The sequence below is a fragment of the Oleiagrimonas sp. C23AA genome, from assembly GCF_011759385.1.
Taxonomy (GTDB): Bacteria; Pseudomonadota; Gammaproteobacteria; order Xanthomonadales; family Rhodanobacteraceae; genus Oleiagrimonas.
Genome location: NZ_JAARLY010000005.1, coordinates 282736 through 296014, shown reverse-complemented (window position 1 = coordinate 296014; position 13279 = coordinate 282736). Strand labels below are relative to the sequence as shown.

The 13279-nt window shown below is 62.1% G+C and carries 12 protein-coding genes; 7 read left to right on the top strand and 5 right to left on the bottom strand.

Features of this window, described 5'->3' with window-relative positions:
- The first annotated feature begins 77 nt into the window (after nucleotides 1–77).
- Both HBF24_RS10780 and HBF24_RS10775 read left to right on the top strand, forming a co-directional pair.
- On the top strand, nucleotides 78–1613 hold the full coding sequence (locus HBF24_RS10780) for a hypothetical protein (RefSeq protein WP_167172709.1): 1536 nt from the start codon (nucleotides 78–80) through the stop codon (nucleotides 1611–1613).
- A 386-nt stretch (nucleotides 1614–1999) separates the two neighbouring features.
- Nucleotides 2000–3661: a hypothetical protein gene (locus HBF24_RS10775; RefSeq protein ID WP_167172708.1), complete on the top strand. Its 1662-nt coding sequence runs from the start codon at nucleotides 2000–2002 to the stop codon at nucleotides 3659–3661.
- 71 nt (nucleotides 3662–3732) lie between these two features.
- Here HBF24_RS10775 and HBF24_RS10770 read toward each other — a convergent pair whose 3' ends face one another.
- Nucleotides 3733–4944 (bottom strand): VanZ family protein, encoded by a 1212-nt coding sequence (locus HBF24_RS10770; RefSeq protein ID WP_167172707.1) that lies wholly within the window; start codon nucleotides 4942–4944, stop codon nucleotides 3733–3735.
- Between the two features lie 342 nt (nucleotides 4945–5286).
- Between HBF24_RS10770 and HBF24_RS10765 the strand changes: the two genes are divergently transcribed.
- Complete coding sequence (locus HBF24_RS10765; RefSeq protein ID WP_167172706.1) at nucleotides 5287–6012, top strand: phosphatidylserine decarboxylase; 726 nt, start codon at nucleotides 5287–5289, stop codon at nucleotides 6010–6012.
- Nucleotides 6009–6203 (top strand): hypothetical protein, encoded by a 195-nt coding sequence (locus tag HBF24_RS10760; RefSeq protein ID WP_167172705.1) that lies wholly within the window; start codon nucleotides 6009–6011, stop codon nucleotides 6201–6203. Before HBF24_RS10765 ends, HBF24_RS10760 begins: the two co-directional genes overlap by 4 nt.
- 115 nt (nucleotides 6204–6318) lie before the next feature.
- On the opposite strand, the gene HBF24_RS10755 is transcribed toward HBF24_RS10760, so the two are convergent.
- The gene (locus HBF24_RS10755; protein WP_167172704.1) at nucleotides 6319–6894 is read right to left on the bottom strand and encodes an NAD(P)H-dependent oxidoreductase; all 576 of its coding nucleotides are present in this window, start codon (nucleotides 6892–6894) and stop codon (nucleotides 6319–6321) included.
- A gap of 114 nt (nucleotides 6895–7008) precedes the next feature.
- On the opposite strand from HBF24_RS10755, the gene HBF24_RS10750 reads away from it, so the two are divergent.
- The 3 genes from HBF24_RS10750 to HBF24_RS10740 all read left to right on the top strand — a co-directional run bounded on the left by HBF24_RS10750 (nucleotide 7009) and on the right by HBF24_RS10740 (nucleotide 10057).
- A complete protein-coding gene (locus tag HBF24_RS10750) occupies nucleotides 7009–7977 on the top strand; it encodes a LysR substrate-binding domain-containing protein (RefSeq protein ID WP_167172703.1) in 969 nt (322 codons plus the stop codon).
- Nucleotides 7978–8081: 104 nt separating this feature from the next.
- Entirely contained in the window at nucleotides 8082–9227 is a 1146-nt protein-coding gene (locus HBF24_RS10745) for a pyridoxal phosphate-dependent aminotransferase (RefSeq protein WP_167172702.1), read from the top strand.
- On the top strand, nucleotides 9224–10057 hold the full coding sequence (locus tag HBF24_RS10740; protein ID WP_240922445.1) for an amidohydrolase: 834 nt from the start codon (nucleotides 9224–9226) through the stop codon (nucleotides 10055–10057). Before HBF24_RS10745 ends, HBF24_RS10740 begins: the two co-directional genes overlap by 4 nt.
- Before the next feature lie 123 nt (nucleotides 10058–10180).
- Here the strand turns inward: HBF24_RS10740 and HBF24_RS10735 are convergent, their stop codons facing one another.
- The 3 genes from HBF24_RS10735 to HBF24_RS10725 are packed head-to-tail and all read right to left on the bottom strand — an operon-like array spanning nucleotide 10181 to nucleotide 13238.
- On the bottom strand, nucleotides 10181–11539 hold the full coding sequence (locus tag HBF24_RS10735) for a pseudouridine synthase (protein WP_167172701.1): 1359 nt from the start codon (nucleotides 11537–11539) through the stop codon (nucleotides 10181–10183).
- Between the two features lie 12 nt (nucleotides 11540–11551).
- Nucleotides 11552–12397 (bottom strand): SMC-Scp complex subunit ScpB, encoded by an 846-nt coding sequence (gene scpB, locus HBF24_RS10730; RefSeq protein WP_167172700.1) that lies wholly within the window; start codon nucleotides 12395–12397, stop codon nucleotides 11552–11554.
- Between the two features lie 4 nt (nucleotides 12398–12401).
- The gene (locus tag HBF24_RS10725) at nucleotides 12402–13238 is read right to left on the bottom strand and encodes a ScpA family protein (protein ID WP_240922470.1); all 837 of its coding nucleotides are present in this window, start codon (nucleotides 13236–13238) and stop codon (nucleotides 12402–12404) included.
- Between the last annotated feature and the right edge of the window lie 41 nt (nucleotides 13239–13279).

Sequence of the window (13279 nt, the reverse complement as noted above, 5' to 3'; positions counted from 1 at the left end):
CGTAGACAAAGCCTATTTCGATGCCCAATTCTCGACCGTTCCTGTCATCCGAAAGCTCCAAGTGCCCGGCGCTAACGATGCCCATCAATACTGATATCGACGCCGACGCCGACGAGCACTCTGGGGGGGCGCCGTATTTTCTGGTCAGGCAGGTCGATGAAATATTGGAGACGTCTGGCCGGGCGGAGGCCTGCTTCGGTCATGAGCTGCCTTCTGACAACCATGACGTGGTTGATGGCGTTTTCGCACGTTGGCTGTGGGATGGTCGACGACTTGTGGTGCGCAATGATCGATATGGTTGCTATCCCCTATTTTGGTTCAGGCTGCAGGATGGGGGGGTTTGTGTGTCTCCTTCCATCGAGGTGCTCATTGAGCAGGGCGCCCCTCGGGATCTGGATACAGAGAGCCTGGCGGTATTCTTCCGTCTTGGGTACTTCGTCGGCGATGACACGCCGTTCCGGGCCATCAAGAGTGTTCCGCCGCACGCGGTGTTCGAGTGGGAAAACAACAGGCTGCAATGTCGGGGGCGATACCCGGCGACGCCTGTCGTGGTGCATCATTCACGCGATGAAGCCATAGATACGTACATCGACCTTTTCTCCAGGTCCATGGCCAAGCGCACGCCGGGTACGGGGCGCTGTGTAGTACCGCTGAGCGGCGGTCGGGACTCAAGGCACATTCTACTTGAGCTGCATCGCACCGGGCGTCCCCCGGATGTATGCGTTTCGGCGCTGGACCATCCTCCGGACCCGAACGAAGATCCTGCAATCGCAGCGCAATTATGCAAGGCGCTGCAGCTTGACTGCACGATTGTTCCGCAGCAGCTGCCGGTTTTCTCAGCGGAGTGGCAGAAAAATCGAGAGACGAATTTCTGTACGCCCATGCATAGCTGGTACTTGGCTTTGTCGACGTTCGTGAACGGCCGATTCGACTACGCCTATGATGGCATCGGCGGTGATGTGCTGAGTCAGAGCAAATCACTCAATCCCGACATGGACGCGGTGTTTCGCTCTAGTGACGTTAGGGCCATATGTTCTGCACTCATATCAAGGCAAAAGACCAGTGCATCGGTCACTCTATCGCTTTTGAAGGGTGAGTTGGCCGCGGCCAGGGATGAAGGGTTGGCAATAACACGTCTTGCAACAGAGGTAGAGAAACATCTGGATCACCCTAATCCGGTTGGGTCATTCATGTTTTGGAATCGCACCAGGCGTTCAATTGCGCTGGCCCCCTATAATATGATCAGGGGAATTTCTTGCGTATATGCTCCGTTCCTGGATCACGAGCTTTTCGATTATCTTAGTTCTTTGCCTGTAAGTCTGTTGATGGATCACAAGTTCCATGATCAGACCATTGCACGTGCTTACCCGTCATTCTCAGATATACCCTACGCAAGAAATTCCGCCCCAATGGCCAGTAACAACGCTCAACAGGCCCGATTCCTAGCGCAAGCGGCGGGCATATTTGCACTAAAGCGACCATCAAGAATAATGAAGAACATGGTGCCGCGGGCCAGGATGTTGGCGAGTGTGTGTTCGTTTGGCCGAGTCAATCCGTGGGTGCCGAAGTCCATCATATATATCGATCAGATTGAGTCCATGTTAAGAAGGTGAAAGCCCCGCAGTGTTTATGGTTTGAGGCGCGTGACGTTGCGGAAAATATGAGACCAGGCGGTGTTTTTATGATGTAGGGCGTGTGCGGGCGCGACCTGGAATGCAAAAAACAACAGCAAGGTGTGCGCAGCCGGTAACGTGCTGGCGAACGTCTGGGGCATCCGATCATGGTGGTGCTTGTGAACACCGCATATGGCGTTGCCTGTCTGGCCGTTCCCTTCCGCGATAGGGTTGCAGTCCAGCCGGACTCGACGATATGCAGCCTTGGTTCCTGATGTCATCACGTATGCAATGGCTTAAGGTGTGTCGGCTCGCTCTCTTGATTGGTAGTTCGCCTAATGAATGTGGTACCGGATGGTTTCAGGGCCAGGAAGCTCGCCATACACATGGGTAGCGATGCTGGCCATCGTGTTGCCGACATGCTTGGTCGTCAGCATGACGATGGACGTCTAGCCACCCAGCGCGATGTGCCCGGCGGTTCAATTGGTTGCCTAGGAGCAGCCATGCCGGCGCAGGGCCACGTGTGTTTTTTCGTTGGCCAGCCGATCCGCGGGCCGGCTGTGCAGAACATTGTCGATGCCGATGCCGCGGCGAGGCTGTTTCCGCAATACGACGGCGCCTTCGCTGGAGTGTTTTGGGATGCCGAGCGACAGTGGTTGGTTGTCGTCACCGACTGCCTTGGCATGCAGCCGCTTTACATGCGTCACGTCAATGGCGAACTGACGCTGTCTTCGCAGACCAGGGCACTGCGGGGCGATCCGGACTTTGCAGCCTGGGGCGCGTTTTTGTCATTGGGCCATCCCATTGGTGCACGCTCTTTGATGCAGGGACTGGTGCGCGTGCCCGCGGCAAGCATCGTTACCTTCGATGTGCGGCGGGGCACGCTGGATATTCGCCGCTACTGGCAATGGCCCGATCCCTCCGACGCTTGGCGAGGCTATGATTTTCTCGGTTCGCTGGAGCAGGATGTACGTGCGGGCGCAGCCTATGGCGACCCCGGCACGTTATTGTTGAGTGGGGGGGTTGATTCGCGGCTGTTGCTATTTCTTCTGAAGCGCTCAGTAGTGCCGGCTCAGGCTCTGATCGTTGCGCACCAGGATGAAGCGAATGACGCCGACGGGCGACTAGCCCAAGCCGTGGCCAAGCTGGCCGGGATGCGCTTTCGCCGGGTATATCCAGCAACAGATTTCTTTTCCTCCCAGGCCTATATTGATTACCTGCAGGCCAGCGATGTCGGTTTTCCAAGCATGGAGCTGTTCATCGCCAAGGTGGCTTCGCATCTTCATGGCACCGCAGTGTGGGATGGATTGGTTCCCGGATTCGTGTTCATGCCGCTGCACCAGCCGGAAGGTGGCTTCAAGGCCTATCTGCGAGAGGAAGTCCGAGGTGCCGGGAGCGCAATATGGCGGGCGGCAAAGCGATTGTTCAGGGACGAAGTTTACGAAGCCATGCGCGAGGGATTCGCCGATGATCTTCGCCGGGAAGTATCCCACCTATCGCAGGATGCTTACGGCCTAGCGCGCTTCGTGATTGAGAACCGAAGCCGCAACCGGGCCTCCATGAATCCACTGAAAGTCTATGCGAGTCAGGGCGATGCATTCACACCTGGCTTGTCGAAGGACTTCATGGCCCACGCCGCGATCATTCCGTTCGAGGTCAAGCAGCGTGGGCATTTGTACCGGCAGCTGTTGCAAAAGCTGGATAGGCGCTCGCTAGCGGTGCCATTCATCAGCGGCGGTGAACTGATGCCGGGTAGGGTACCGAGCCTTGCCTATGGCGTGGAGCGACTGCGGCAACATTATTTCCAGCAGCGTGCGCGGCATCCGCGCTTGTTCCCCAAGGCGGGTGCGTACAAGGTCGAGCGTTCCTGTTTTCTGGGCGAATTGTTGCTGCAGGAGGATGACGCTTGGCTGCATGAGCAGGTTCGTGAGCGTTTGCGCGAGTCCGGGCCAGACATTGAGGTTGCGTGGAAACTGCTGTTTCACTGGAAAGCCTGGCAGTGGCTACACCAGGACGGCCTGGCACGGGTGCTGCCTGGCGCGAGCTAGAACCATCCGAGTTGCTTGCCGGGTGGGTGCATATGGCGCCATGGTGCGCTGAAGGGCATGACGTACTCCGGTCAGTCCCTTTTTCGATAAGGTGGATGACCGGCGTAAATGGCTGCAAGCGCCCATGCGGCGGCGCCGAAAAGGACCGGGGTGATATCAGGATGGCGGCCCGGAACCCACTGTTGCAGCCCCTCGGCAGTCAACAGGAAAAGCGCCCATGGGACCAATGCGTACCACAGCGCGCGCGCGCGCGGCTTACCGCACAGGCTCGCCAGTGCCATTGCCGGCCAGATGGTATCTGCGAGATTTGCCATCGCGCCAAGCGGGTGGGTCAATTGCGCGTGTAGCGGAATCCAGTTGAAGGCATAGGTCGTTGTATCGGCAATCGCGGGATGCAGTGCCTGGACCAGCACACAGATGGGAACCAGCAATGCTGCCATGAGCCTTGCCACGCGAGTATGGACGCTCCACAGCGCGGCGGCCAATGTCACTCCGAACAACGTCCCGACCAGGTCCTCGGGCGACAGCTGACGCTCCATCATTAGCGCTTTCAATGGCAGCAAGGCGAGCAGATAGAAAGGCGCAAGGCGTCTCCAGCGCGTGTGCTGCAATATGCCGAAGCCGGTGATGGTTAATGTGGTAGTGGCCGCCACGTAGGCGACGCAGCGCCAAGGCTCGATCGGACGGGTACCCTGAAGCATATGCCACAGCGGTTTCAGAGCCGACTTGAGATGACTGATATCCAGCGACGGCACGAACGGCATCAGTTGCGCCGCGCCCCATGCCAGCAAGGCGGCGATACCCAGGCCGGCGGCGCGGTCATTCCGCAGATAGCCAGCCAGGGTCAGGCGCGAGACGCCTAGTGGCGCGCGCAGGCCGAAGATGGAGCACATCGCGAGCAGCGCGCCGAGACCGGCGCCACAGACGTTGGTGATGACGTCCAGCCATGAGGCGACACGGCCGGGTATAAAGGCCTGAAGCGTTTCCAGACTCAGACTGAGCATGAGCGCGGCAAGCACGATTGCAACGGTGGCGCGCAAGGGACGTCGGAGGCCCGCCAGGAATCCGAACGGCATGTAAAAGAGGATGTTCGCCAGTATGTCCGAGCGCGATACATCCTTGAGCGCCGCCGCGCTGACGAGCTGGCTGAAGTCACCTGGCGTGCGCCAGCCGTGAAACGGAAACAGCGAGCCATAGATGATCAGGCAGACGCAAATAGCCAGCAGGCCGCGGCGCAGGCGCTTGGACGGAGGCGGGACGTGGCTATGAGAACGGCTCGACATCAGGGTGACATCACCTAAACGCTCTTGTGACGCTGGAGGTGTGCGAGCTGCTTGAGGCGGCCGGAGGGGTGCATGGCCACGTCATGTGATGATCGATGGGCAACAATGACTTTCCCGGTCCATGATGGGGCTTGTGATGGGGAAGAGCATCCAGTGAATGCCGGTACTGCGCCGGCCGCGTAAACTTAAGCGGCCAGCCGAAAGTATTCAATGTGCCACGCCCGGTCGGATGGCCTGTATCGTCACACATCGGGCCTCGGTGTGAGTGGCCGCTCAAGGCTCCATGTTTGGGTTGCCACTATCAGGCACCCCAGGAAGGACATGCACGCCGGGAAGTCGGCTATGATCCGGCCCGATGCTTGCGCAATATCCAGGGGGAGAGCAGTGCTGGTTCTGCAGATTTTCATATTGGGCGTGTTGGCCGCGGCGGTTGCGGCCACGGTCTTGTATTTTCCAAATCCGTCACCTCTCATTCGGCACTGGTTGCCGCCGCGCAAGCGCTGGCCGGAAAGGCAGATTCGTGGCTGGTTGAACAGCGGCAAGTATCAGCGTTCGTTTCTGCGACATTTCTACAACGATCCCGAGCGCGTGGTGCCACCGGGTACCAGCCTGGTGGGGCCAGCCGATGGCTTGGTTACCAGTGCCGATGAGCAGGGCGGCATACGCTATCTGGTGATCGCCTTGAGCTTTTGGGACATGCATGTGCAGCGCAGCCCGGTGGCGGGTGTGGTGGTCAGTGTGGAATCGCTGGGTAACGAGTTCATGGACGGAGAAGGACGGGAGTTCGCGTTCATTCGCGAGAAGCCGTGCCCTGTGCAAAAGCGCGTGGTGATTGCGACCGATGCCGGACAGATCGCAGTGCGCCTGATCACCAGCGTCGCGGCGCGGCGCATCGAGGTTTGGGTCGAGGAGGGTCAGACCATCGAGCGCGGTCAACGCATCGGCCGGATACTACTGGGTAGTACCGTAGTGCTTGAGTTGCCGGCCAATACCAAGCTGCTGGTCCGTCCTGGTGAGCGCGTCTGGGCGGGTGAAACCCCTGTGGCCGAGGGGCTCGTCGCCTCATGAGCAGTTTTCTGTGGACATCCGGTCATCTGGGCTGGGGGGTATTCGCTATCGTCGTTTTCAGCGGCATCTGGTTGCTGTTGGCGGACCTTTATTGGCGTTTGCGAACAACCCGTATCAGCCGGTTTCTGCTGGCGCTGGCCGTGGGGTGGGTGATAGGTGTCGGGCTGATCATGCTTCTCGTTGGCCGATGAACAGCAAGCCGGGTGCATGGCGACGGGTGGTCTTGGTCTGTGCGGTCAAATTTCCATACAAGAAGGCCGCGGTACGGTTCGCACCACGGCCTTGGCCGATAGCAGTTCGGCTGCTTCAGGCGGCCATCAGCGCCTCAATGGCACTGACTGCATGGTTGATCGCCGAGTTGCGCTGATCTTCGCCCATGGCAACGCCTTCGGCGCGCACAAAGCGCAGGTCGGTCACCCCCATGAAACCGAACACGCTGCGTAGGTAAGCTTCCTGGTGATCCATGGCCGCCGCTGGCCCCTGCGTGTAACGACCGCCGCGCGAGGAAGCGATGACCACCGTCTTGCCGCCAGCCAGGCCTTCCGGACCGTTCTCGGTGTAGCGGAAGGTCTTGCCCGGCACGGCCAGGTGGTCGATCCAGGCTTTCAGCTGGCTGGGCACGCCAAAGTTGTACATCGGCGCACCGATCACCACCACATCGGCCGACAGAAACTCATTCAGCAACACCTGGCCCAGTTCACCGGGCTCGCGGCTCAGTGCATCGCCCGGTGCCCAGTGGGGCTGGCGCTCGGCGACCAGGTCACGATAGGTCACTTCAAGCTCGGGATGACGGTTCTGCCAGGCGCGGGTCACCGCCTCGGAAAGCTGGCGGGAAACCGATGCCTGGCCCAGGCTGCTGGAGTCGATGTGAAGCAGTTTCATGATGCGTTCCTGCATGTAGCCGGCCGTGATTGACCATGGCGTAAAGTCTAGGATCTGGACAGTGACTTGATTAGCCGGCTTAATTGACACGTATCGTTCGCCAAAGGAAACGCCATGCAGGCTCAATCCGGTGCCTTGCAGGATCTCAACGACCTGTATTTCTTCGCCGCTGTGGTCGAACACAGTGGCTTTTCCGCCGCCGGACGCGCGCTGGGGATTCCCAAATCGCGCCTGTCCAAGCGCATTGCGCAGCTGGAGGAGCGCCTTGGCGTGCGCCTGTTGCAGCGTACGACGCGCCGCTTTGTGGTAACCGAGGTCGGCGAGCGCTTCTACGGCCACTGCCGCGCCGTCCTGGAGGAGGCGCAGGCCGCGCAGGAGGCGGTGGACGAATTGCAGGCTGAGCCGCGCGGCGTGGTGCGGGTGAGCTGCCCGGTGGCGCTCAGCCGTACGATTCTGGCGCACGTGCTGCCTGAGTTTATGGCGCGCTATCCCAAGGTGCAGGTGCGCCTGCTCTCCAGCGACCGCCGCGTTGACGTGATTGGCGAAGGCTATGATATTGCCATTCGTGTGCGCACCAAGCTCGATACCGACGCCACGTTGATCATGCGTGCATTTGGTCAGTCACGCGTACTGCTGGTAGCCAGCCCCGAACTGCTCGATCGGGTCGGTCGCCCCGCGGTACCGCAGGATCTGGTCAAACTGCCGACCTTGTCGACGCTGGAAGGTGAGAGCAACCACCAGGCCTGGGAGCTCATCGACGGCGACGAGCGCCGCGTCAGCGTGGATGTTCAGCCGCGCCTGTTCAGCGGCGACTTCCAGGTCACGCTGGAGGCCGCGCGTGGTGCCATCGGTGTGTGCCTGTTGCCCGAGTTCGTGTGCGCGCCGGCGCTGGAACGGGGCGACCTTGAAGTGGTATTGCCGGAGTGGAGCGCGCCGCAGGGCACCATGCATTTTGTCTACCCCAGCCGCCGCGGGTTGCTACCCGGGGTGCGCGCCTTTGTTGACTTCCTGGCCGAGCGGTTGCCCGAGTCGGCGGCCAGACACCATCAGCAGTGCCGTCGGCGCAAGTGCCTGGAAAGTTAAGCTCACATCACCCGGATGCGTGATAGCATGCGCCCTCATTGACGTTTGGACGTCCAAACGTTGCCTTTCTCCACCCGATTCGTGTGTGCCACTGCGGGGTATTCATGCAGATTCAGACCAAGCTGCCCAAGGTCGGAACCACCATCTTTTCCGTGATGAGCCAGCTGGCCATCGAGCACAATGCGGTGAATCTGGGGCAGGGCTTCCCCGACTACGAGCCGCCGGCGCGCCTGCGTGAAGCGGTGGAACGGGCCATGCGCGAAGGGCGCAACCAGTACGCGCCGGGCATCGGCATTGCACCGCTGCGCGAGCAGATTGCGCTCAAGACCGAGCGCCTTTACGGGCACCGGGTCAGCGCCGAGAGTGAGGTCACGGTGACCTCTGGCGCCACCGAAGCGCTGTTTTCGGCCATCGCCGCCAGCGTGCGCGCAGGCGACGAAGTGATCGTGTTCGACCCGGCTTATGACAGCTACGAGCCGGCCATCGAACTGCAGGGCGCCAAAGCCGTGCACGTGCCCCTGCATCTGCCCGATTTCAATGTCGACTGGCAGCGTGTGCGCGATGCGGTGACGCCGCGTACACGCATGATCATCGTCAACACCCCGCACAATCCCTCCGGCGCGGTGTTTTCGCCGGGCGATCTGGACACGCTGGCCGACATTACCCGCGACACCGACATCGTGGTGCTGTCGGACGAGGTCTACGAGCACATCGTCTATGACGGGCGCGATCATCAGAGCGTGCTGCGCCATGCCGAGCTTGCCGCGCGCAGCTTTGTGGTCAGCTCGTTCGGCAAAACCTTTCATTGCACGGGCTGGAAGGTGGGGTACTGCGTGGCGCCGGCGGCGCTGTCGGCGGAATTTCGCAAGGTGCATCAGTACCTGACCTTCTGCACGTTTACGCCGGCGCAGTTCGCCTTTGCCGAGATGCTTGAGCACGAGCCACAGCACTACCTTGAGCTGCCGGCGTTCTATCAGGCCAAGCGCGACCGTTTCCGCGCCTTGCTGGCCGAAACGCGCTTCAAGCTGCTGGACGTGCCGGGCGGCTACTTCCAGCTGGTCGATTACAGCGATATCCAGGACACCGACGACATCCACTTCAGCCAGTGGCTGCTCAAGGAGGCCGGAGTGGTCGGCATTCCACTGACGCCGTTTTATGAAACGCCGCCAGCATCGCGTTTCCTGCGCCTTTGCTTTGCCAAGAACGATGCCACGCTGGATGCTGCCATCGAGCGGCTGCGTAACGTATGAGCACGCCGTCGCCGATGTCGCCGTTGACCGTGGCGCTGGTGCAGGGCGCCACGCGTTGGCACGACGATGCGGGCAATCGCGCCTATTACGGAGCGCTGGTGCGCGAGCGTGTGCATGGTGCAGATCTGGTGATCGTGCCCGAAACCGTGCTCACCGGTTTTACCAACGCCACCGACAGCCAGGCGCAGACCATGGACGGGCCGGGCCTGGCGTGGATGCGCGAGCTGTCCATCGAGACCGGAGCCGTGATCACGGGCAGCCTGGTGATTGTCGAGGATGGCAAGCATTACAACCGCCTGATCTGGGCGCGCCCGGACGGTACCTGGGCGCAGTACGACAAGCGCCACCTGTTCCGCATGGCGCGTGAGCACGAGCGTTACGATGCCGGCCGCGAGCGGCTGATCGTCGAGCTCAACGGCTGGCGCATCTGCCCGATGGTCTGTTACGACCTGCGCTTTCCGGTGTGGTCGCGCAATGGCCGCCAAGCGCAGACCGCAGGTGGCATGGATTACGATCTGCTGCTGTTTGTCGCCAATTGGCCGGCTCCGCGCCGCGAGGCCTGGCGCACGCTGCTGCGCGCGCGGGCCATCGAAAACCTGGCTTGCGTGGCCGGCGTCAATCGTGTGGGCACAGACGGCAATGAACTTAACTACGCGGGCGACAGTGTGGTCACCGACGCGCTGGGTCAGCCGCTGATCGAGCTGGGCGCGCAAGAGCAGGTGGCGCAGGTCACCTTGGACCCGGCCGCGCTATTGGCCCACCGTGAGCGTTTTCCGGCGTGGATGGACGCCGATGGATTTGCGTTGAAGCTCGACGCCGGGCGGCAGTAGTCATCGTATCCGTCGATGGCGAGCGAACGTTCTCGCCTGATTGTTCAGGCAATAAAAAAGCCCGGCCAAGTTGGCCGGGCTTTTTCCAGATACCCGTCAGTCGTGACCGGGTACCGGTGAACTTTAGCGATTGCCGCCGCGCGGGCCGCGATTGCCGCCGCGGGCCTGGCCGCGTGCGCCGCCGCCACCGCCGCCGGGCTTGCCGCGACCACTGCCGCCGCGACCGGGCTTGGCGTTGCCGCGATTGCCGCCGCGGTTGTTGCCGGCGCCAGCGCCGCCACTGTTGCCACGTGATTCGTTGCCGCGGCTGTCACCGGCGAACCAGGTGCGCACCGACGGCAGTTCCTGACCCGGCGCGACGCGCTTGGAACCACCGCTGCGCTTGCGGTTGCCGCCGGCCTTGGCCGGGCGGGCCACGTTGCCATTGACCTCGCCGCCGCGACCACGGCGGCCCGCGCCTGCGCCTGCACCGCCGCCACGACGCTTGGCGCCGCTGCCCGGACGGGCCGGTTTGTCATCACGGATGCGATCGAAGGCGGTCAATTCGCGCGCTTCGTTGTGGTAGGTCCCGGTCCATGCATTCGGCTCGGCCTGGCCACCGGGGTGGTACTCGGTGACATGGCGGCTGGCGCGGCGCTGGTGGGATACCGGGCTCAGCGTCAGCGTCGGTTGCGGACCTTCAAGGCCGGTCTGCTTGCGCAGCGCCTTGACCGCGTCTTCCGGCAGCGCCTCACAGTCACCGCGGCGCAGCTGGCGCGGAAGTTCGACGTTGGCGTAGCGGATGCGCTTGAGGCGGCTGACCAGGAAGCCCTGCGAATCCCACAGACGGCGCACTTCGCGATTGCGGCCTTCGCGGATCACCACGCGGAACCAGCTGTGGCTGCCGCCACGACTGATCACCACGATCTCGTCAAAATGCGCCGGGCCGTCTTCCAGCTCGACACCTTCCTTGAGCTTGGCAACCACTTCGTCGGGCACATCGCCATGCACGCGGCACAGGTACTCGCGCTCGATGCCGCTGCGCGGATGCATCAGCGCGTTGGCAAGTTCGCCATCGGTGGTCAGCAGCAGCAGGCCGGTGGTGTTGATGTCCAGGCGGCCCACGGCGACCCAGCGCGCACCCTTCAGGCGCGGCAGCTGTTCGAACACGGTGGGACGGCCATCCGGGTCCTCGCGGGTGGTCAGCACGCCCTCGGGCTTGTGGTAGACCAGTACCTCGGTGGCGTCGCGGTTGTCGGTGGCGACAATGAACTGGCGGTTGTCGACCACCACACGGTCACCGGCGCGCACGCTGGCGCCCACTTCGGCGGCCTGGCCGTTGACTTCGATATCGCCGCGCGCAATGCGCTGCTCGAGCATGCGGCGTGAGCCCAGACCGGCGTTGGCCAGCACCTTGTGCAGGCGCTCTTCCAGCGGCTTGGATTCCGGGTCAGCATGACGGTTGCGCTTGTTCAGCGTAAGCACGGAACGGGACGCACTCATGTGCGGTTCTCCTTAAATATTCTTGCCGGCGGAGGGATCGTCCTCCGCGTGGTCCTCCGCCTCGTCGACGGTGGCTCGGGGTTCATGGGGCGCGTCGGCTGCGGCACTGTTGCCGGCGCCCTCGCGCAGTGGTGATGAATCAGACGGCGTGTCCTCATCGTTGACGGCCTGGCCGGCGCGCTCGGCATGAGCGGCCAGGGCCTGGGCGTCGGGGCTGATGTCGGCGCCGTCGTCGTTGCTTTGTTCGTCCGCTTTGTTGGCACTATTGCCGGAGGGCAGGGCGGCCTGGGCGGCGCGTGGCCTGTCCAGGTCCAGCTGCGGGTTGATCTCTTCCATGTCGCGAACTTCAGCCAGTGTCGGCAGCTGATCCAGCGATTTCAGATTGAAGTAGTCCAGGAATTCGCGGGTGGTGCCCAGAAGGGCGGGCTTGCCCGGCACATCGCGATGTCCGACCACGCGAATCCAGTCGCGTTCCTCCAGCGTCTTGATGATCGACGAGGACACCACCACACCGCGGATGGCTTCGATCTCGCCACGTGTGATCGGCTGGCGGTAGGCGATCAGCGCTAAGGTTTCCAGCAGCGCTCGCGAGTAGCGACTGGGACGCTCGGCCCACATCCGCGCCACCCAGGGGTATACGTTCTGGCGGATCTGCAGGCGAAAGCCCGAGGCCACTTCCACCAGCTCGACACCGCGTTGCTCGCAATCGTCGGCCAGCAGCTCCAGCGCCTTGCCGATATCTTCTCGCGTGATGGCTTCCTCTTCACTGAACAGGTCGGCCAGCTGTTTGGCGTTCATTGGGTGAGACGACGCCAGCAGTGCGGCCTCAAGGATATTCTTCAGCTGCGCGTGTTCCATAGGCTTATTCGGCGGCACTTGCCTTCGACTTGAGGTAGATCGGCGCCAACGGTATTTCCTGCACGACTTCGATGAGCATTTCCTTGGCCAGTTCCAGCATGGCCAGGAAGGTGACGACCACGCCGAGACGGCCTTCGGTGGGGTCAAACAGCGTTTCAAAGCGGTAGAACCGCTCGGCATCCAGCCGGCTGAGCAGTTCGCCCATGCGCTGGCGCACGCTCAAGGCCTCGCGCTGGATGGCGTGATGGCCGAACAGCTCGGCGCGGCGCAGCACGTCTTTGAGCGCCAGCAGCATTTCGCGCATGTCCACATCCGGCGGCGCTCGGACCACCTGGCGGTCGGTCACATGCGCCTGCGCGGCGGTGAAGTCGCGCTCCATGCGCGGCAGCTCGTTGATGTCCTCGGCGGCTTTCTTGAACCGCTCATATTCCTGCAGTCGGCGCACCAGCTCGGCACGCGGGTCTTCCTCGACGCCTTCTTCCGGCGGCGGCCGCGGCAACAGCAGCCGCGATTTGATCTCGGCCAGGATGGCGGCCATTACCAGGTATTCGGCGGCCAACTCCAGGCGCAGTTCCTGCATCATGTCGATGTAGGTCATGTATTGCCGGGTGATCTCGGCAATGGGGATGTCCAGAATGTCCAGGTTCTGCCGGCGAATCAGGTACAGCAGCAGATCCAGCGGGCCTTCGAAGGCATCCAGAATCACTTCCAGCGCATCGGGCGGAATGTACAGGTCCTGCGGCATCTGCAGCACCGGTTCGCCCTGCACCACAGCCAGCGCCATTTCCTGCTGCTGCGGCACGTGTACGAAGGTACCCGGGGCTATCGGCGCCTCGGCCATGCTCGATTCGGCTGGCTCTGTAGTCATCTTAAGGACGAATC